Origin of the sequence: Sodalinema gerasimenkoae IPPAS B-353, assembly GCF_009846485.1 — a bacterium.
Taxonomy (GTDB): Bacteria; Cyanobacteriota; Cyanobacteriia; order Cyanobacteriales; family Geitlerinemataceae; genus Sodalinema; species Sodalinema gerasimenkoae.
In genome coordinates, this window is sequence record NZ_ML776472.1 from 981,494 (window position 1) to 1,003,257 (window position 21,764).

Below are 21,764 nucleotides of genomic sequence, written 5' to 3' on the forward strand. Positions count from 1 at the left end.
CTTTGAATGCTTTGACAATTGAGGCAGTAACAGAAGGGCTGATCCAAGCCGTTAACTGCCTAGGATTGTGCTGCTCTTTAAAGCAGCCCCTTGACTCAAGAGCGAGATTATGCACCCAAACACGTTATCCTTGACAATTAAGACAGTCGCTACCATTTTGGGAGACACCGGGTTTCTGGATTGGGTGAGTTGGGAGATTGGGGTCGGGTGTCTGGGGTTGATCGATCGCCGAACAGACCCTACCATCGGTGTATTTAGGATTTTTGTGTCATGTCTATATCACGTGAATGGGTCAAGGTTGAGAATGACGGGTTGGAGATTGATGCCTATCTGGCTCAGCCGAGTGAACCGGGAGATTATCCGGGAATTGTGGTGTTTCAGGAGATTTTTGGCGTTAATGCTCATATCCGCGAGGTGACGGAACGGATTGCGGCTCAGGGGTATGTGGCGATCGCCCCCGCACTCTACCAACGCCTCGAACCCGGATTCGAGGTCGGCTATAGTGACGCCGATTTAGCCAAAGGACGGGAGTATAAGGTCCAAACCAAAGCCAGCGAACTCCTCGGCGATACCCAAGCCAGTCTGGACTATCTCAAAGGCTTGCCCAACACCACAGACCAGTTTGGCTGTATCGGCTTCTGTTTTGGCGGTCATGTGGCCTATCTGGCGGCCACCCTCCCCGATATTCAGGTGACGGCCTCCTGTTACGGGGCTGGGATTGCTCAGATGTGTCCCGGTCAGGAGGTGGGGACGACCTGCGATCGCACCCCCGCCATTTCTGGCACCATATACGCCTTTTTCGGCACAGAAGACCCCCTCATCCCCTTAAACGACGTTGACACCATCGAACAGGCGTTACAGGAGCATCACATCGACCATAAGCTCTTCCGCTACGAGGGCGCGACCCATGGCTTCCTCTGTGACCAGCGGGAGAGTTATCATCCCGAAGTGGCCAAACAGGCCTGGGGCGAGATTTGGCAGTTGTTCGGTCAGTTGAAAGATTAAACAACTTGGGTTGGTGTATCGTGGTTAGGGGGGGGGAAGCCTGTTCCCTGTTCCCTATTCCCTATTCCCTGTTTTTTCTATGACTGCTCAATCTCGCTCTAATCGGGACATGCCCTTTTCGATGGAAGACTTCGCCAAAGCCCTGGAGGGCCACGATGCGATTCCGGAAACGGGACAGTTGGTGACCGGAAAGGTGTTTGAACATGATGCCAATGGGGTTTATGTGGATATTGGCGGTAAGTCCCATGGCTTTTTGCCCCTCAAGGAAGTCTCGGCGGAGTTGGTGACGAACCTCGAAGAGGCACTCCCCCTGAATGAGGAACGGGAGTTTCTGGTGATTCGTGGGGCCAACGCCGATGGACAAGTGACTCTCTCGATTCGTCAGATTGAGATTAAGGAAACTTGGGACAAGATGGCGGAATTCCAGGAGTCTGGGGAGACGGTTGAGGTTGAGGTCACGGGAACCAACCGAGGCGGTGTAGTGGTTGATTTGCGTGGCTTGCGCGGCTTTATCCCACGATCGCACCTCGTAGAACGCCATAATCTCGATGCCCTGATTGGCCAACATCTCACGGTGACATTGCTGGAGGTAAACGCCGATGAGGATAAGTTAGTCTGTTCCCACCGCCTCGCCGCCAAAGCCAGTCGGATGCGGTATCTCGTGGCCGGGGAGTTAGTCGAGGGAACCGTTGCCAACATTAAACCCTATGGGGTGTTCGTGGAACTCGGTGGCGTGACGGGACTGCTGCATATTAAACAGATTAGTAAGGCCCGGATTCCCGATTTAGAAACCCTGTTTGAAGAAGGACAACCCCTGAAGGTGATTATCACGGAGATTGATGAGTGGAAAAACCGCATCTCTCTGTCGATGAAGGAATTGGAAAGTTATCCCGGTGAGGTGTTGGAGAAATTCCAAGACGTGATGGATAACGCCGAGGAACGGTTTAGTCATCATCAGACGGAGGAGGCGTCTCCCGAAACCAATTCGTAGGGGCGAACGGCCGTTCGCCCAAGGGCCATTCGCCCCCACAGGGAGGTAATTTGCTGATGACAATGGCTGGTTTATATCTGGTGGGAACGCCAATTGGCAATTTGCAGGATATGACCTTGCGGGCCATCCAAACCCTGAAGGAGGTGGATTTGATTGCAGCGGAGGATACCCGTCATACGGGGAAACTGTTGCAGCATTTCCAGGTTGAGACGCCCCTGATCAGTTATCACCACCATAATCGCCATGAGCGTTTGGGGGAACTGCTGTCTCGCCTTCAGGGAGGGACGGCGATCGCCCTCGTGACGGATGCGGGAATGCCAGGGATTTCTGATCCGGGGTATGAACTCGTCCAAGCCTGTGCAGCGGCCGGGATTCAGGTGACTCCCATTCCAGGGGTGAGTGCCTGTGTGACGGCGGTGAGTGTAGCCGGGATTGAGGGCGATCGCTTCTGTTTTGAAGGCTTCCTCCCCCTCAAAGGGAAAGAACGCCAGGAACGCCTCGAACAGTTGCAAAATGAACCGCGATTGCTGGTGTTCTATGAAGCCCCCCATCGGCTGCGACAGACTCTCGAAGATTTACAAACCGTCTTGGGAGAAGAACGTCGGGTTACCCTAGGCCGGGAATTGACGAAACGCTTTGAGGAGATTTGGCGGGGAACCTTGGCCGGGGCGATCGCCCATTACCAAAACCATGACCCCAAAGGGGAATATACCCTGGTGATTGGCGGCTGTCCCTCCCCGAGTCGTCAATTCTCCGAAGCCGCCCTAAAATCAGAACTACAGGCCCTGATGGAACAGGGTCACTCGCGATCGCAGGCCAGCCGTCTCCTGGCACAATCGACCCCTCTATCGCGTCGTGATATCTATCAAATTGCCTTAACCTTGACGGATTAGGCCATTTCTTTAGGCCATCTTTTGGAAAGTAAACCCGTGATTAGTCGTTGGCGTTGGATTTTAGCGTTTGTCCTCTCCCTCACCTTGATTCTTGTCCCCTGGATGAGTCTGCCTGGGGGGACTCTGATTGCCTGTGAACTGCGATCGCAGGTTGAAGGCGATCGCCGCCACCTAGATATTGAATTTCCCCGGCCCTGTCTCGACCAAAAACTACACCTCGATCGCTTCCTCGATCAAGCGCGACAGGACATCAACAACGACGAATTTTTCCCCTTTACCATTCGTCGAATGCGCTATCAACTCGTCGATAACGGGTTCCGCATTTTGGGCAATCTGGCCATCGAGTACCCGGTCATTGGACTGGTGAATTTTGAACTCTCACAAACGGTCTTCGTTAACCTCAACCAAGGGTCTCTGAATGTAGAAGCTGGAGAAACTCGAGTGCAGGTCAATGTGCCCTTTATTCGCAGTAATGACCTCAGTCCCCTGTTGAACCAGATGGTCAATACCCAACTGCGAATTTTCAATCAAAAGCGGCTGCAAGACTTCCTCCAAGACACAGAACTTGACCAAAGAATGGCGCAGGAAACGGGACTCACCGTGGAAGTCATTAACTTTCTCGTTCAATCCATTCAAGACCACTTCAGCGCCCAGATTACTAAGGATTCAGTCATCGTTTCAATTGATGTGGAGAATGGGAACGGCAATAACCCCGATGATAGCCCCAGCCCAGCAACAATCCAGTCTCTAGCAAGACTCTATCAAATCCCGTAACTCGACACAAGCTGCCGTGGAGATGATACGTCGTGAACCACTGGTTAAGATAAATTACCGTGATGGTACAACAAGACAAAAAAGACTCAACCCGATTAAGATACGTTAAGCCCCCCAGAATAATAATCCTAAAAGCCATCTCGACGTTTTTATTAGGACTCATTCTGGCATTCGTGTTATCGTATCCAAGTTATTCGGCTAGACATTCTATTGACAAAAATACCTGTTCCTTTCAGGGAATTCCTCTCTATGGAGATGTGAAAATTGTCAATCACTTTCCCGACATTAAAATTCGAGAGGTCAACCATTTCCCAGATTTAAATGTTGAAATCGTAACCTCTTTTCCTAATCGATGTGGAAAGTGGAAGTGGGTGGAACACTTCCCAGATTTCACCGTGAAATATGTGAATCATTTTCCAGATATTGACATTAAAGAGGTAACATCATTTCCAGGAATTCCCTAAACTATGACAAAGGGCAGAAATTGCCGTTGCTCATGGTTTTATGTATAGCCCTAGACCCATGGTTAAAGTCAAGATAGTTGCCCCCAGTCTGTTGAGTCTCCTCAGTGGTGTCCTTATGGGCTGTACCGTGGCCCCCTTTGAATTGTGGGGCCTGGGATGGTTCGCCCTGGCCCCTCTCTGGTGGCTGATTGGGCAAAAAAACACTCCCGCTTGGTGGTTGGGGGCCGCTTGGGGTGCGGGATTTCATGGAACTGCCATTTTTTGGATTACTGGGGTTCATCCCATGACTTGGATGGGCGTTCCTTGGTTGGCTAGTCTGGCCATTGCCATCACCTGTTGGCTGATTATCATCGTCTGGGGTGGCCTTTTAGTCGCACTCTGGGCCTATTTCCAACAATGGAGTCCCAAAGCTTGGGGGCCGAGGATTCTGATGGGTGTGGCCAGTTGGTGTCTCTTGGAAGTGCTGTGGCGATCGCTCCCCCTCTGGTGGTCTTCTCTGTCCTATACTCAAAGTCCCCATAATTTGCCCATTTTACACCTGGGGCAACTCTCGGGAACCACCACCATCACCGCTGTCCTCGTCGCCGTGAACGGCTGTTGGGCGGCAGCGTTTGACTCATTTGACCTGTCCCGAAAAAACATCCGTCTCCCGGCGATTTTTGCAGCCCTGCTGATTTGGGGACTCGCCCAGGGACTGGGGGGCTATCTCTACAGCCGTCCCCTCAACGACGACCCCGAACAGAGTCTGACCGTGGGAATTATCCAGGGCAATATCCCCAACGAAATTAAACTCTATGCTGAAGGCTTACGACAAGCCCTCGAAGGCTATACCCGAGGTTATCAGACCCTCAGTGATGCTGGGGTTGATGTGGTGATGACCCCAGAGACGGCTTTACCGGTGTTGTGGGATGCAGATCGCCTCCAATATAGCAACAGTCCCGCTGGGCATTTCTATCAAGCCATTCGCGATCGCGGCGTTCCGGCCTGGCTAGGAACCTCACGGGGAACCCCAAGCCACTACACCAATAGCCTGTTAAGCCTCAGCGGAACCGGAGAAACCCTGAGTTATTACGACAAAGCGATTCTCGTCCCCCTTGGGGAATATATCCCCTTTGAGTCGGTTTTAGGAGGGTTTATTAGTCGTCTGTCTCCTCTACAAGCCCAGATGATACCGGGTTCGAGGGACCAACTCCTACAAACTCCCTTCGGACCTGCCATTGTCAGCATCTGCTACGAATCCGCGTTTCCGCAGCATCTCCAAGCCCAGGCCCAGCGAGGGGGCGAGTTTTTCCTCAGTGCCGCCAACAACGCCCATTATGCGCTCTCCATGCCTCGCCAACACCATGCCCAGGATGTCATGCGGGCCATTGAACTCGATCGCTGGGCCGTCCGGGCCACCAATACCGGCCATTCTGCCTTTGTCACCCCCCATGGTGAGACTCTTTGGATCTCCGAGATGAACCAGTACGCCACCCACAGCGAGAGGATTTATCGCCGCCAAGGTCAAACCCTCTATGTGCGTTGGGGGGATTGGTTGGTTTGGGTCTTAAGCCTGGCGAGCCTCCCCAGTCTCTGGCCTCGCTCAAAAGAACCGTTTACATAACCCCTCAGTCCCCATCCGCTCCTGCGAATGCTGCAAATAATCCCGGATGCGATCGCAGCCAGCCTCCATCAAATTCGTCCTGAGAATACTCTCTAAATCCCAGTGAATCGCCAAACTATCCTGGCCCCCAGAAATCAACCCCTGACTATCGGGACGAAACGCCAGAGTCAGCACCTCCGACTCATGACCCACCAGGCTGATAACAAACTCTCCCTCAGGGGTATAGAGGTCAATCTTGCCATCCACACGGCCCACCGCCAGCCAACGACCATCGGCACTCCAATCTAAGCGCGTTAGTCCCTGATCTTCAGCCACATTCACCTGTGTGACAGCTTCCCCCTCTCGATTCCAGATGGTCAACCAGCCATCGCGAGTAGTGGTGGCAATCTGTTGATGGTCAGGACTCACCGCAATCCCCCAAATTGCCCCCTGTTGACTATCAATCGTGACCCTTGGCGTTGCCTCAAAGCGAGACCGGCCCCCATCGTAGTCCAATCCCAGTTCCCAGACTTTAATGACCCCATCGAGACTCCCCGAGACGAAATAGGACCCATCAGGACTAAACGTCAGCGCCCAAACCTGATCCCGATGTCCTTCGAGTGTATGGTACAGCTGGTAATCGCCAGACTCATTGCGAGTCCAGACCTTCAGAGGAAATGAGACCCCACCGGAGACCAACCAGCGTCCATCAAGACCATAGGCCAACGCCATAATTCCCACCCCATCCCCTTGCCAAGAGCGACTAGACCCTGTTGCCAAATCCACCTGAACCATCTCTCCCCCCGAGGTTCCTGCCACAAGCCGTGGCTCTTGCGGATGAACCGCCATACTATAGAAACGCCGGGAGCTTACCTGTTGCAAATGATTGAGCAATTCCCCCTGGGAGTCCCAAAGCTGAACATCTAACCCGGAAACCGTCGCCAATTGTAGATTGAGAGGCGAGGATTGAGGCAGATAGTCCGCCCCCCAAACCACATCTCCATGGCCCTGCAACACCTGGCGAAAGGGATTTCCAACCTGCCATCGATTCAACACCCCATCTTCCCCCAAACTTCCCACCTCAGTCCCCTCCGGACTGAAAGCCACACGCCGCAAATGGCTATTATGTCCCTTTAACTGCTGTAACAGCGTTCCCTGACGGGACCAAATCTTCAGTTCCCGATCAACCCCAGCCGAGGCAAACCGCTGTCCATCAGGACTGAAGGCGACGGTGGTCACTCCCGCCTCATGATGACTGAGGGTTTTGAGTAAACCCTCCGACGGATGCCATAGACGGACCTTATGATCGCTGTACCCGGCGACGATCAGCTCGCCATCGGGACTGTAGGCGATCGCCAACCCTGGTGCATCCACCTCGTCAAAGCTTTGCAATAACTGGCCATCGGTTCCCCAGATTTTTAAGGTTCCATCGACACTCAGGGAGGCGAACTGATGGCCCTGGGGATGAAAATCTACGGTTCGCGAGAAGGTTTCATGGCCCTCTAGGACTTGTAACAGGTTTCTGTCTGCAACAGACCATAATCGTACGTTCACATCCCGGCCCACGGATACCAGTTGACGACCATCAGGACTCCAGGCCACCTCTGCCACTTCGGCCCGATGATCCTTCAGGGTCTTCTCCAGAGTGCCGTTGACCGACCAAATGTAAATCGTCCCCTCAAAGGTTGCCACCGCTAAGGATTGACTGTCGGGGCTAAATTTGATGCTTTGTACCGTCGAGGTATGGGAAAGAGTCTGGACAAGGGTTCCATCTCGCCGCCAAATTTTAGCGGTTTGGTCAATGCCTGAGGTGGCGAAGAATTGACCGTCGGCACTAAAATCTAAGCCCAAGCTTAACTCGCTGTGAGCCTGAAGGCGATGAAACTGATAATTGCCATAGAGGGCCCGTTGTAAGCTTTCCTGAGTCTGGCGATCTAAGTCCTGGCTCACCCCAGCGGGGATAAACTGGAGTTGTTGATAGTTCTGTCGCGCTTGTAGGGCTTGAATCAGGGCATCGAGTTGCTCGTTGGAGGCAAAACTCCCTTTCGATGCGGCCATCATCGCCTTGATTTCACTCACGGCCGTCTGTTGATAGGCCCGGAACGTACCGATTCCCAGGGCGATCGCCCCCACTAGGGCCACTGTTAACCCAGCCAATAGGCGACGTTGACGACGGCTACTCTCCCACTCAATCTCCAGCCGTGCTTCAGCTTCTTCTAATCGTGCCCGTTCAAGTCTGACTTGAATCTCCCGTTGTTCTAGGTCTTGACTGGCACTGAGATAGCGATAGTCTAAGTCCCCCAGACCCTTCTGTTGCGTCCAGTCTAGGGCTTCTTGTAGGGCTTTGCCTCGTAACAATCGGGATTCATCCTGATAGCCTGACTCAATCCAAGCGTTGAGCAATGAGGCATAGGGACGCAGACGGTTGAGCTGTTCATCAACCCAATCCCGGTTAAACACTTGATAGTAGATGGGGTTTTTGACCCGCAGATAGCCATCTCGTTTTTCCACGATCCCCGAGAGAAGCAACTCCGTTTGGGCTGGACATTCGATCGCCGCAATGGAAAGCACTTCTGCGGGAGACTGTTCTGAGCGCCACACTTGACGATAGAGACTGAGCAATTCTCCCACTCGTTTTTCATCATAGAGGAGGCGATCGCGAATGGTTTTGAGATGTTCCGGTTCGTCTTGGGCTTCCCAATGGTGGAGAATCTTTTCTTGCACACAACTATCAATAAATGGTTGTGTGTCCTGCCCACAAATTTGCTCCCGAGAGGACTGTTCTTGATAGGAATCGAGAAGTAATTGACAGAGTTTTTGCATGAGAAAGGGTTGTCCCCCCGTCCAATACAAAATATGCTCTAATGCCGCTATGGGCTGGGCAAAGATTGCGGCTAATCCCTCCACAAGAGGCGTCGCTTCTTGCCGCTTAAATCCCTGTAGAGAAATGCCTCGCCCCACATTAAAGGGAGTGCGATTTTTATCCGCAATCAATTCTCCCGGCGTGGCTACCCCAAACAGGGCAAAACTCAAACGCTGATATTGGGGCTGATCCGCACGACGATTGTAGCAGCTACGAATCAGAGCAAAAAAATCATCGGTGGCGAATTTTAGAGCTAGAATACTGTCAATTTCATCAATTAAAATCACCAAGGGCTGTTGCGTTTTTGCCAGCAGAATTTCCCCAATAAACTCTCCCAAACGAGCCGGCGGCGGTAACTCCAGGCGATCGCGCCACCATTGTCGGAGATTGGTTTTGAGTTGAAACTGTTTACTGAGAATGGCGGCGATCGCCGCATACCATTGTTCTACATTGACCTGTTGCGTGCCAATGGCCGTTAAATCCAAGGCCCCCGGAATCACCCCCGCCTCCCGTAACCGGGCCATCACCTGCACCCGTAAGCTGGACTTGCCCATCTGGCGCGCATTGAAGACATAACAAAACTCCCCATTGAGAAGTCGTTGCAATAGCTCGCGATCCGCTTGCCGCTGCACATAGGTTTGCGATCGCGCGGGCAAACTTCCACCCACCTGATAGAGATTTGCTGATGATGAAATCAATGATTATTTATCCACTATTCACTATCAATTAAATCACGGTAAGCCATCAAAATGAAGCCAACCTGGGGGAGAATTAGTGACCGCAGACCTCCCGTCGCAAATACTTCCGAGTCCCCTGTCTAAGATAATCCCGGATGCGATCGCAGCCAACCTGCATCAAATCCACCGAGAGAATAGTCTCAAGATGCCAACGAATCCCTAAGCGATCCTGGCCTCCTGACATCATAAAGTCACCATCAGGACTAAAGGCCACCGTCGTCACTTCTGACTCATGACCCACTAGGCGCGTCAGTAACTCTACCTCAACACCGGCCCCAATGCGATACAGATCAATTCGGCTATCCACCCGACCCACTGCCAACAGTTGACCATCGGGACTCCAGTCCAGACGAGTTAACCCCTCATCTTCTGCAACCTGAATCTGCTTCAGGAGTTCCCCCTCCCGACTCCAGAGACTCAACCAACCCTCGCGAGTTGCCACGGCAATGCGTTCACTATTCGGACAAATCGCAATTCCCCAAATTGCCCCATTCTCAACCGTCAAACTTCGGCTTGGGTCAGTCCTAAAGGGAGAACTATCTTGTCCTGGGTCAGACTCAATCTCCCACAAGTTCACCACCCCATCGAGACTCCCCGAGACAAGAACTATCTTGTCCTGGGTCAGACTCAATCTCCCACAAGTTCACCACCCCATCGAGACTCCCCGAGACGAGATAAGAGCCATCAGGACTGAAGGCTAAATCCCAAACTTGTTCCTGATGACCGTCGAATGTGTGATAGAAGATAAGAGCCATCAGGACTGAAGGCTAAATCCCAAACTTGTTCCTGATGACCGTCGAATGTGTGATAGAGAATAGACTCTCCTGCCGGAGTTTGGGCCCAAACTCGCAGAGAGGTCCCATCCGAGACTAATAACCAGCGTCCATCGGGACTATAGGCTAAGGCCAAGATTGCCGGGCCATCGGTTTGCCAAGATTGAACCGACTTCTCAGCTCGATTCACCTGAAAGATCTCTCCCCTAGAATTTCCGGCCACAAGAATGGGTTCGTGGGGATGCAGGGCCAAACTATACAAACGGCGAGGACTGATATGGACCCAATCCTCCACTAAAACTCCCTCATCGTCCCATAAACGAATATCCATCCCAGATACCGTTGCCAGATGCGGATAGAGAGGCGATGACCGGGGAGCATAATTCCCTCGCCAAACCACATCACCATGTCCCGGAAGGAGCTGTCGAAAAGGGGTCTTAACCTGCCATAGATGTAAAACTCCATCTTCCCCGACACTGCCTAACTCCGTCCCCTCAGGACTAAAGGCAATCCCCCGGAGATGACTTTCATGACCTTTGAGGGTGGTTAATAGGCTGCCCTGACGTGACCACAGTTTCAGTTCGCGGTCAACCCCAGCCGAGGCGAACTGTTGGCCATCGGGACTAAAGGCCACCGTTGCCACTTCCGCCTCATGGCCACTGAGGGTTTCGAGTAGGCCACGCTCTCGATGCCACAGTCGCACCTGATGATCCCCATAGCCGGCAACCAGGAGATCTCCATCTGGACTATAGGCGATCGCCATCCCTGGCGCTGACACGTCTGTAAAGGTTTGTAGTAAGGTCCCATCGGTGCCCCAGATGTTAATGGTTCCATCGACACTCATCGAGGCAAATTCGTCTCCATTGGGATGAAAATCCACCGTCCGCAAGAAGGCCTCATGACCTTCGAGAACCTGAAGGGAGTCTCCGTCCACCGACCAGAGCCTGACGGTTTTGTCACGACCGACTGACACCAAGGTCTGACCGTCAGGACTCCACGCCACATCCCAGACTTCTTCGTCATGACCCTTGAGTTTCTGTTGTAAGGTTCCATCAACGGACCAAATATAAATATCACTATCAAAGTTAGCTGCCGCCAAGTATTGACTATCGGGGCTAAACGTCACATTACGAGTTATTCCACCATAGGTTAGGGTATGTTTCAGGGTTCCATCTCTTGTCCAAATTTTAGTCGTTTCGTCAATCCCTGACGTTGCAATCCATTGACCATCTGGGCTGAAATCAAGTCCCAAAGCCATTTCAGTATGAGCAGTGATGCGGTTAAACTGACGGTTTCCATAGAGAACCTGTTGTAAGGTTTCTTGGGTATTGTCGGCGAGTTGTTGCCGAATATTTCGGGGGATAAATCGTATGTTTTGCAGATTCTGTCGAGCTTGCAAGGCTTGAATCAGTGCGTCGAGTTGCTGATTCGAGGCAAAACTCCCTTTAGACGCGGCCATCATCGCCTTGATTTCACTCACCGCCGTCTGTTGATAGGCCCGGAACGTACCGATTCCCAGGGCGATCGCCCCCACTAGGGCCACCGTTAATCCTGCCAGTAAGCGACGTTGACGACGACCACTTTGCCGCTCAATCTCTAGCCGTGCTTCAGCTTCCGCTAACCGCGCGCGTTCGAGTTTGTCTTGAATTTCTCGCTGTTCCAGGTCTTGACTGGCGCTTAGATAGCGATAGTCTAAGTCTCCGAGTCCCTTCTGTTGGGTCCAGTCTAGGGCTTCTTGTAAGGCTTGACCCCGCAATAGTCGAGATTCGTCTTGATAGTTAGAGTCTACCCAAGCATTGAGGGATGACGCATAAGGACGCAAGTCATTGAGTTGTTTATCGACCCAATCTTGATTAAAAACTCGTTGATAAATTCGGTTTTTAACGCGCAAATAGCCCTGTCTTTTTTCAGCAACCCCTGATAAGATTAGCTCAGTCTGAATTGGCGATTCATGAGCTTGAACATATCCTGCTTCTGGTAGTTCAGCCTGCCAAATTTGACGATAAAGTGTGAGAAGCTGTCCGACTTTTTGCTCATCATAGAGGAGGCGATCGCGAATGGTTTTGAGATGTTCCGGTTCATCTTGCGCTTCCCAATTGCAAATAATTTTTTGCTCAACACAGTCATCAATATAGTTCTGAATATCTGTAGGAGTCTTCAACCTGGGGACGGGGTAGTCTTGATACAGTTTGACCACCAATTTACAGAGTTTCTGCGTCAAAAATGGTTGCCCCCCCGTCCAAGCCAAAATTCGCTCCAACGCCTGATGAGGATGAGGAAACACTGGAGCTAATCCCTCAACAAGGGGCATCACTTCATGAGCCTTAAACCCCTGAAGACTAATTCCCTGTCCCACATTAAAGGGAGTCCGATTTTTATCCCCGATCAGTTCTCCCGGCGTTGCAACCCCAAAGAGGGCAAAACTTAATCGCTGATAAGCAGGATTATCGGCACGACGATTGTAACAGCTACGAATTAGGGCAAAAAAATCATCGGTCGCGAATTTTAAAGCCAGGATACTGTCAATTTCATCAATCAAAATCACTAATGGCTGTTGGGTTTCTGCCAGCAAGACCTCCCCAATAAACTCTCCCAAACGAGCCGGCGGCGGTAACTCTAGGCGATCGCGCCACCATTGTCGGAGATTGGTTTCGAGCTGAAACTGCTTACTGAGAATGGCGGCGATCGCCCCGTACCATTGTTCCACCGTCACCTGTTGCGTACCAATGGCCGTCAAATCCAAGGCCCCCGGCATCACCCCTGCCTCCCGTAACTGGGCCATCACCTGCACCCGTAGGCTAGATTTCCCCATCTGTCGGGAATTAAAGACATAGCAAAATTCCCCCTGGAGCAGTTCCGTGAATAACGCCTCATCCGCCTGTCGTCGGACATAGGTTTGGGATTGTGGCGGAACCGCTCCCCCCACCTGATAGTTAAACGAAGGCTCAAAAGACAGGCTTACCTTTGGAATTGACATTGGGCAAACAACGGCTCCAGTTCAGATTGCTGACGTAGATAATCCTTCACACGCCGACAGCCATACTTCAACCCATCTAGGGAGTAGACCTCCTCCATATCCCAACGTACCACGCGACGATCTTCGCCGCCCGAGACCAGATAGCGCCCATCAGGACTAAAGTCCAAGGTTAACACCGTTCCCTGATGGTTCCGCAATTGGCCCATCAACAGACCGTCCTCACGATACAGGTCAACCCGATGATCTGTGCGAGCCACCGCCAACACCTGACCATCGGGACTCCAAGCCACCCGCGTTAAACCACTGGTCTCAGTGACCTGACGTTTCAACAGTTGCTCCCCCTGGCGATTCCAAAGATTCAACACACCGCTGCGACCGGCGGAGAGGATGCGATCGCTCTCGGGACTAATCGACAGCCCCCAGAAAGGACTGTAATCCCCCGTTAAAATCGTAGGCGGTGTTTCAACGACCTCGGATAGGTCGCCGCGATGCTGAGAGTCCCACTCCCAAAGCCTCACGGTTCCATCAATACTGGCCGAGGTCAAATAAGACCCATCAGGACTAAACCCGAGATCCCAAACCCGAGCCTGATGACCCTCTAGCACCTGATGTAACCCATAACCCCCCTCCGCCAAGGGCCGCCAGATCTTCAAGTGGGTACTATTCCCCCCCGACACAAGCCAACGGCCATCGGGGCTATAGGCTAAGGCAAATAAGCTGAACTCATCGGCCGACCAGGAGTTAATCTCGCCACTGGCCAAATCAATCCCATACATCATCCCCCGACTATCTCCCGCCATAATTTTCGCTTGGCTCGGATGCACCGCCAGACTATACAACACTCCCAAGGCGAATTTCTCAAACCGCTGCACCAACTCCCCCGCCGGGTTCCAAATGCGGATATCCCCCCGCGATAGGCTGACCAAATGCCCCCCCAGAGGCGATGAGGGGGGCAGATAGCGAACCTGCCAAACCTCATGATCATGGTTCCCCAACGGCTGCATAAACTCATTCTCGACCTGCCAGATGCGGACTAACCCCTCCTCACCGGCACTCATGACCTGAGTTCCATCGGGACTAAAGGCCACCCCCCGTAAGCGACTCCCATGGCCATCCAAACTGTTGAGCAAGGTTCCCTCCTCAGACCACAGTTTCAGACTGCCATCGGCTGAGCCAGATGCTAAACGAGACCCATCGGGACTAAACGCGAGCGTCCCCACTTCCGCCTCATGACCATCGAGATCCTGGAGCAGGGTTCCGTCTGGTTGCCAAAGACGGATGTGATTATCACTGTAGCTGGCAGCCAAGCGGTGACCCTGGGGATGATAGGCAATCCCCCAACCATTACTGATTCCCTGGCTGAAGCGGTTGATTAAGGTGCCATCCCGTCGCCAACGGATGATGGTTCCATCAGAACTAATGGAGGCAAACTCGTCACCCTGAGGATGCACAGCCACATTCCAGACGGTTTCCTCATGTTGCCGTAAGGTATGCAGCAGTTGACCCTCTCGCGACCATTGTCGTAGGGTTCCATCACTGCTGGCAGACACCAGATAATCCCCCTGGGGACTCCAGTCCAGATTCCACACCGCCGCTTCATGGCCCCGGAGGCGGGTTTGCAACTCCCCATCAATGGACCAGAGGTAAATGTCACCTCGGAGGCTGGGGGTGGCGAGCAGTTGGCTGTCGGGGCTAAATTTGACGCTATAAATGGTCATGCCCATTGTTAGAGTCTGTACCAGGGTTCCATCCCGTCGCCAAATCTTGGCAGTCCCATCAGGGCCGGAGGTGGCAATCCATTGACCATCCTGGCTCACATCCACCCCTAAGACGCCGCCGCGATGGGCCGCCATGCGATTGACTTCATGGTTGGCGTGAATGGCCTGTTCCAGGATCTGCTGGGTTTCGCGATCTAACTGCTGACGCTGGCGGGGAGACAGGAACTGCAACTGTTGTAGGTTTTGCCGGGCCTGGAGTCCCTGAACCAGAGCGTCAAGCTGTTGAGCGGAGGTATAACTGCCCCGGGAGGCGGCCATGAAGGCGCGGACTTCACTCACGGCGCTGCGTTGATAGGCGATGAAGGTGGCCAGACCTAACGCCATAGACCCCGCCAGAGCTAAACCGAGAACCCCGAGGAACTGCCGTTGACGGCGGACATTCTCGGTCTGGAGTTTTAAGCAGCGTTGGCTTTCCCGCAGACGTTCTTGTTCTAATTGTTGTTGGATGGTCTGTCGCTCAAAGGCGTCTTTCTGTTGGCGTTCTTGTCGTTCCAGCTCTTGGCTGGCACTGAGATAGCGATAATCGAGGTCGCTGAGACTCTTGCGTTGGGTCCAGTCGAGGGCTTCTTGCAAGGCCGCCCCTCGCAGCAGTCGTGAGCTATCTTGACCCTTAGACTCGTTCCAGGCTTTGATTAAGTAGGCATAGGGCCGCAGACGCTCTAGATGCCGGTCAATCCAGCTCAGGTTAAAGACCTGTTGGTAGATGGGGTTCTTGACCTGTAGATGACCGTTGCGGCATTCGACAAGGCCCGATAGGAGCAGTTCGGTTTGTAGGGGCGAGTCGGCGGTGGGAATCGGCGGGGTTTTGGATGGGTTCCCCTCGACTTGCCAAATCTGACGATAGAGGGTGAGCAGTTCTGGGGCTCGGTCGTCGTTGTGGAGGAGGCGATCGCGAATGGTTTTAAGATGTTCCGGGGCATCCTGGGCCTCCCAATGCTCCAGAATCTGTTGTTGCACGCAGAGATCGATGAGGCGGTTCTGATTGTTGAGTGGGTCAGGGTCTGGGATGGGGAATTTTGGGTAATGCTCGATCAGTTGTTGACAGAGTTTTTGGGTCAAAAAGGGTTGACCCTGAGTCCAATGGAAAATTCGCTCTAATCCCTGGTGAGGATTGGCCAGGATGGCGGTTAAGCCTGAGGCCAGAGGGGCGATCGCCTCGGGCTGAAATCCCCTCAATTCAATGGACTGACCAATGTTGAAGGGGGTACGCTGTTTGTCGGCAATCAGGTCTCCGGAGGAGGTTACCCCAAAGAGGGCGAAGCTCAAGCGCCGATAGTCTGGCGTCTCGGCCCGTTGGTTATAGCAGGTGCGAATTAGGGCGAAAAAATCATCGGTGGGGAAGTTGAGGGCCAGAATACTATCAATTTCATCGATGAGAATGACCAGGGGATTGCGGGTTTCGGGGAGTACCACATCCTCGATAAAATCGCCTAAGCGCGCGGCTGGGGGCAGGTGCAGTCGCTCTCGCCACCAGGGACGCAGGGGAGTCTGTAGGGGCAGTTGTTTGCTGAGAATGGCGGCGATCGCCGCATACCATTGTTCGATGGTCACCTGTTGGCTACCAATGGCGGTCAAGTCCAAGAGCGCACAGTCGACCCCCTGCTGTCGCAAACGGGCCGCCACCCGCAGCCGCAGACTGGATTTGCCCATCTGTCGCGAGCTGAAGACATAGCAAAAGTCCCCCCTTAGGAGTCCTTGAAATAGGGACTCATCGGCGGGCCGTGGGATGTAGATGGGGGAGTTTGGGGGTAAACTCCCCCCCACTTGATAGGTCACTTGTGGGGAGGGTTGTGGGGAGAGTTGTGGGGAGAGTTGTGGGCTGGGTTCTAGCATGAACCAGTTATGAACAAGGTACGATGGGGGACCACTCTGGGCTGAATTTCAGTACTGAGCTAGGTCTAGCGGGCAAAGTATTGTCGATAGAGTTCACAACTGGGAATGGCTAGACGTTCTTTGAGGCGAATCGCCCCCAAGCCTTGCAGGCGATAGGCAGTCTGATGGCTCAGTTCGATGCCAGCGGGGTTGCGGGCTACCTCCGTCATGGCCTCGATGAGGTCGGGTTCGGCTTCCATCAGTTGCAGCTGCCGTCTGAGGTAGCTATGGAAAATTGTATGATGGGCGATCGTCTCAGCGGTTAAGTCTTCCAAGCTCAATTCTCCCTGGGCCAGATAAAACAAACAGAGTTGAGTTAGGTAGGGATGACCCCCCACGAGGGCAAATACAGCTTGAGCGGTGATATCTGGGGAGTTGAGACCATAACGGCAGGTCAGTTCCTCGACTTTAACAGGGGTAAAGTGCGGTAACTCAATGAGTAACCCCACGTTAAAGGGAGATTGATGCAAGGTTAAGGGGAGCCAGACTTCAGTCGAGTGAATGATGGCTAAACGCAAATTCGTCCAAATTGCCCGCTGTTCGAGACCGTAACGCCCTTGTTCATACCAGGACCGCAACATCCCGAAAAAGTCCGTGGCAATCTCAGGATAGGCAAAGAGTTCATCGAGTTCTTCAATCACCAGTAATAGGGGGGTGGCTGCGGCGGGCAGGAGATAGGTTTCAAAGTAGTCTGAACAACTGTAGCTACTGCCAAATAAGTCATCCCAACGACTTGAGAGTTCATTAGGTAAGCCTAAATCTTTCGCCACCACCGCACAAAACCATTGCAAAAATCGATCGGGGTCTTGGATAACTTGACAATCAATACTTTGTAGGTTAACAACGGAAGTACGAAAGCCGCGATCGCGGGCATGATTTAGGGTCTGTGCCATCAGGGAGGTTTTGCCAAACTGACGCGGTGCTTTGATGCGAAGCAGCGCCCCCGGTTTCAGGACTTCCTTGGCACAAAGCTCCTCGATATTACTGCGGTAAATGTAAAAGGGTGAGTCTAAGGGTAATTGTCCCTTTAGGGGGGTCTGTTGTAACGCCGCTAGATCCAGTTCTGAGGGGTCTTGCCCGGGGCTAATGACATCCTGACTGCCCATTTTGAGGTGAAACGCTTCAAAATAGGAGTCTAGGGTCTGCCAATCCACAGGCTTTTGCCGACGACGGAGTTTGGTTAGGGTGTTGGAACTCAGTCCCGTTCGCTGGCTTAGTTGCTCTAGGGTATAAGGTTTCCCCTGATTATCCTGCATGGATGACAAATGCTCGGCCGCCTGGAGCCGTTGCCAGCCTTGGGAGCTGAGAATCAAGCCCCGTCGTCGTTTGTTGGGATGCGATCGGTCTGCCATGGGAACGTTTTAAAGATGCGGTTTGTTATAGAAACTTGTGGGACTTTATTTTATATCCTAACAAGATTCTACATCCCCATACTTTCTTTAACGACTCGTTTTACATCTAGGCTTTACGTCTAGTCAGTATACAGCAGTATTCTACGACCCAAATCAGTCATTTTACTGAGGCTTTTAGTTTGGCTGAACTTGAGCGCCTCCTCCCCCTGCTACCACCAATTATTATCAATAGTCAATAAACTTATGACTATCCTAATTTAAGTTGACACCTTAACTTGGGATAATTACTAGATGTCGCACCCCGAATACTGTACAATACCCCCATCAAGCATTATTTGCAACACCGTACCTCAATCAATCTAGATCATGGAATTTCAGGATTCAGGTTGACGTAGGTTTAGGACTAAATCTTACGTCCATAAAAGGCTTAAGTTTTAGGATAATGCTGAGGTAAACATGGATGATCTACCCCCGGCTAAAGTTACAGAAAATCGACCTAAAATTCTTGGATTGAACCGATTAAATCGATGATAATTCTTGACGCCAGTATGATGTTGAACATCAATCTGTTAGATGGGTGCATCTCAGTTAGGCAAGTTTGAACCCACCCCGCGCTATCGCGCACCCCTCCCAGGAGGGGAAATATTTGAAAAATCCCCTCCTGGGAGGGGCAGGGGTGGGTTATCTGAAGTGATCGCAAAAGTGAGATGCACCCTGTTAGATCAACCCTGTCTAGAAAATTTTAACGGGCTTCAAACTTGGGCATTTGAGCAAAAAACTAGACCTTTTTCCTCTCCTTAACTTCCTCTCCTTAACTTCGTCTCCTCAAGTCACTCTCCTGTGGCATCAAGGTCCTAAGGCTCTAGTCCAGCTCTAGCCAACCCTAACAAGTTCCCCACCTGACAGTCTCCAGCATCAGCCTTAGCCAGTTTTGCAACCTTAATTCATTGTTGCATAGAAGTAAAAAACTAAATCCATAAAGTGTTAAATCTCGATAACTTCAATAAAATTTGTATATGACGATAGAAAAACAATAGCCAGGGCTTAAAATCAAGAGATATCCGGGTTTTTTCATGAGATACCCTCTTTATTTTAAACTCACACACCCTCTTGACACTCCTTAATACCAAAAATGTGGGACTTGTTAAACCAACTTATTCAAGCGATTTTTTCACCCAGCCAGAGCTATATACCTCATGGTCATTGTTACCTCTGGCAAACGCCCCTCGTGGCCCTACATGTCACCAGCGATGCGCTGATTGCCCTAGCCTACTTCTCCATTCCGACGCTCTTAATCTACTTTGTCTTGCAGCGCCGGGATGTCCCGTTTTTAAATGTTTTTTATCTATTCGGCGCGTTTATCGTGCTCTGTGGTGTTGGTCATCTGATGGATATCTGGACTCTCTGGCATCCTGCCTACTGGCTAGCGGGAGTCGAACGAGCCATTACAGCACTAATCTCCTGCTACACGGCAGCCTCAATGGTCACCCTACTGCCTCAGTTCCTATCTCTGAAAACCCCGGAACAGCTCGAAATGCTCAATTCAGCCCTGCAACAGGAAGTTGAGCAACGTCGGCAAATCGAAGAGGAATTACGACAGGCCAATCAAACCTTGGAGGCTCGAGTTCAAGAGCGCACCGCTGCCCTGCAAGCCAGTACCCAGGCCCTTATAGAAAGTCAGGCCCAACTCCAAGAAGCCCAGGGTATCGCCCATATCGGCAGCATTGACTATGACCTAGAGAACCGGGAACTTCGGGCTTCAGAGGAAATGAAGCGCATCTATCACCTCACAGACCCAGAGCGCCCTCCAACCCTGAAAGACTTTCTCAAATCCATTCATCCGAGCGATCGCTCCCGTTGGTGGCAGGCCCAACAAAACTTACTCCATCAAGGGCACGCCATACATCTCGAACATCGCCTGCTATTAGCCGATGGAGAAATTCGCTATTTGGACATCAAGGGAGAACCCCGATATAACGCTTCCGGCGAGTTGGTGAAGCTGTATGGGGTGGCCCTCGATATCACCGAGCAAAAACTAGCGAAGTTGCAGCTAGAGCAACAAGTTCAGCGCAGCCAACTCGTTGCCAAAACCCTAGAACGGGTCTGGTCATCCTTAAATTTCCAGGAGGTAATCCAGGTCATTGTCGAGGAAGTGCGTCAGTTTCTCCAGGTTGAACGGGTTGTGATTTACCGCTTCCAGCCGGATTGGAGTGGCGATGTGATTGTTGAGTCGGTCTCTGACCCGGATCTGGCGATTCTTGGGGAACATTTTGAGGATGAGTGTTTCCGCAAGGATTATGTACAAAAGTACCAACAGGGACGAATTCGCAAGGTGGAGAATGTGGCGACGAGTACCTTACCTGATTGCCATAAAGCCCTCCTCTCAGACATCCAAGTACAAGCCAACTTGGTCTTACCCCTACTTTGGCATCCCAGCTCCTTTGATGAAACCCCAGAGTTGTGGGGGCTGCTCATCGCCCATTCCTGTCAAGATACCCGTCCCTGGCATGACTCGGAACTTGAGGTCTTACAACAACTGACGGTGCAACTCGGCATCGCTCTACGCCAACATAATCTTATTGAATCCCTCCAAAATGAATTGGAGGAACGTAGCCGCATTGAAGCTGCCCTGCGTAACTCTGAAGCCGCAGAACGCCAGAAAGCAGAGACCCTACATAATACGCTGCAAACTTTACAACAAACTCAGGCAAAACTTGTGCAATCAGAAAAAATGGCCTCGTTGGGACAAATGGTGGGGGGTCTGGCTCATGAAATCAATAATCCCATCAGCTTCATTTATGGCAATATCAACCATGCCCGGGAGTATAGTGAGCAGTTATTGGAGTTGATTGGTCTCTATCAAACCTATTACCCAGAAACCCATGAGCCAATTACTGATCTCCTAGAGGCTCTGGATTTGGACTTTGTGCGGGATGACTTCCCTCAACTGCTTGACTCAATGGCGACTGGGGCCGATCGTATTCGGGATATTGTCCTCTCCCTGCGGAACTTCTCCTGCCTCCATGAAGCCGATTGGAAAGTGGTGGATATCAATGCGAGTTTAGACAGTACCCTGACCATGATTCACGCCCGTCTCTCCCAAGCGGCGTCACGGTCTTCGATTGACGTGGTAACCCAGCTTGGGGAGTTGCCCCCTATTGCCTGTTATCCAGGACAACTGAATCAGGCCCTGTTCAACATTCTCAATAATGCCATTGATGCCTTAGAGGAGCGTCTTAGACAAGAGCCGAGCTTTAAGCCTCAATTGCAGGTGCGCTCAGAGTTACGAAGCTCCCATGAGGGGACTGATGAGATCGGGGTCGAGGCGATCGCCCGCATCGAGATTATTGATAATGGGTTGGGGATTCCCCAGAATCTGGTTGAACGAGTCTTCGACCCCTTCTTTACCACGAAACCCATTGGCAAAGGCACAGGGTTAGGACTCTCTAATGCCTATCAAATTCTCGTTGAGCAACATGAAGGGGCATTGTACTGTGAACCCAACCCCCCTTCAGGAACCCGATTTGTGATTGAACTTCCCGCTCGCCAATTCTGTTGTGAGTCTCAAACGCCATCCCATAAGTCCACTGTTGATGCTCATTCTCGGCCATAGGGATGCCGATAAGACCCCATGCTATCCGGGTTGAGTTGTAGCCAACTCGCTCAGGAGGCTATACTGACGGTGGAGCCTGAATCTTAAATT

At 52.0% G+C, this 21,764-nt stretch carries 13 protein-coding genes; 7 read left to right on the forward strand and 6 right to left on the reverse strand.

The features are described from left to right. The first annotated feature begins 270 nt into the window (after positions 1 to 270). The 6 genes from L855_RS04355 (at position 271) to lnt (ending at position 5,730) form a co-directional block, all read left to right on the forward strand. Complete coding sequence (locus tag L855_RS04355) at positions 271 to 1,005, forward strand: dienelactone hydrolase family protein (RefSeq protein ID WP_159784618.1); 735 nt, start codon at positions 271 to 273, stop codon at positions 1,003 to 1,005. A 79-nt stretch (positions 1,006 to 1,084) separates the two neighbouring features. Then, the gene (locus L855_RS04360; RefSeq protein ID WP_159784621.1) at positions 1,085 to 1,996 is read left to right on the forward strand and encodes a S1 RNA-binding domain-containing protein; all 912 of its coding nucleotides are present in this window, start codon (positions 1,085 to 1,087) and stop codon (positions 1,994 to 1,996) included. 62 nt (positions 1,997 to 2,058) lie between these two features. Next, positions 2,059 to 2,889 (forward strand): 16S rRNA (cytidine(1402)-2'-O)-methyltransferase, encoded by an 831-nt coding sequence (gene rsmI / locus L855_RS04365; RefSeq protein ID WP_219729988.1) that lies wholly within the window; start codon positions 2,059 to 2,061, stop codon positions 2,887 to 2,889. A gap of 36 nt (positions 2,890 to 2,925) precedes the next feature. Then, on the forward strand, positions 2,926 to 3,663 hold the full coding sequence (locus L855_RS04370; RefSeq protein ID WP_159784627.1) for a hypothetical protein: 738 nt from the start codon (positions 2,926 to 2,928) through the stop codon (positions 3,661 to 3,663). A gap of 62 nt (positions 3,664 to 3,725) precedes the next feature. After that, the gene (locus tag L855_RS23015; protein ID WP_484591228.1) at positions 3,726 to 4,127 is read left to right on the forward strand and encodes a 7(1) septoil knot domain-containing protein; all 402 of its coding nucleotides are present in this window, start codon (positions 3,726 to 3,728) and stop codon (positions 4,125 to 4,127) included. A gap of 58 nt (positions 4,128 to 4,185) precedes the next feature. Then, positions 4,186 to 5,730: an apolipoprotein N-acyltransferase gene (gene lnt / locus L855_RS04375; protein WP_192924995.1), complete on the forward strand. Its 1,545-nt coding sequence runs from the start codon at positions 4,186 to 4,188 to the stop codon at positions 5,728 to 5,730. On the opposite strand, the gene L855_RS04380 is transcribed toward lnt, so the two are convergent. From L855_RS04380 to L855_RS04405, 6 genes are all read right to left on the reverse strand, one after another. Further along, a complete protein-coding gene (locus L855_RS04380; protein ID WP_159784630.1) occupies positions 5,710 to 9,270 on the reverse strand; it encodes an AAA-like domain-containing protein in 3,561 nt (1,186 codons plus the stop codon). The genes lnt and L855_RS04380 overlap by 21 nt on opposite strands. 73 nt (positions 9,271 to 9,343) lie before the next feature. Further along, on the reverse strand, positions 9,344 to 9,940 hold the full coding sequence (locus L855_RS04385) for a WD40 repeat domain-containing protein (RefSeq protein ID WP_246198723.1): 597 nt from the start codon (positions 9,938 to 9,940) through the stop codon (positions 9,344 to 9,346). Next, complete coding sequence (locus L855_RS22730; RefSeq protein WP_159784636.1) at positions 9,867 to 10,064, reverse strand: WD40 repeat domain-containing protein; 198 nt, start codon at positions 10,062 to 10,064, stop codon at positions 9,867 to 9,869. Before L855_RS22730 ends, L855_RS04385 begins: the two co-directional genes overlap by 74 nt. Next, positions 9,994 to 13,059, reverse strand: a complete 3,066-nt coding sequence (locus L855_RS04395; RefSeq protein WP_159784639.1) for an AAA-like domain-containing protein — start codon at positions 13,057 to 13,059, stop codon at positions 9,994 to 9,996. Before L855_RS04395 ends, L855_RS22730 begins: the two co-directional genes overlap by 71 nt. Then, entirely contained in the window at positions 13,041 to 16,670 is a 3,630-nt protein-coding gene (locus L855_RS04400) for an AAA-like domain-containing protein (RefSeq protein ID WP_159784642.1), read from the reverse strand. Before L855_RS04400 ends, L855_RS04395 begins: the two co-directional genes overlap by 19 nt. 65 nt (positions 16,671 to 16,735) lie before the next feature. Then, complete coding sequence (locus L855_RS04405) at positions 16,736 to 18,061, reverse strand: AAA-like domain-containing protein (RefSeq protein WP_159784645.1); 1,326 nt, start codon at positions 18,059 to 18,061, stop codon at positions 16,736 to 16,738. A 1,141-nt stretch (positions 18,062 to 19,202) separates the two neighbouring features. Between L855_RS04405 and L855_RS04410 the strand changes: the two genes are divergently transcribed. After that, on the forward strand, positions 19,203 to 21,674 hold the full coding sequence (locus L855_RS04410) for a GAF domain-containing protein (protein ID WP_246198725.1): 2,472 nt from the start codon (positions 19,203 to 19,205) through the stop codon (positions 21,672 to 21,674). Positions 21,675 to 21,764 lie beyond the last annotated feature (90 nt).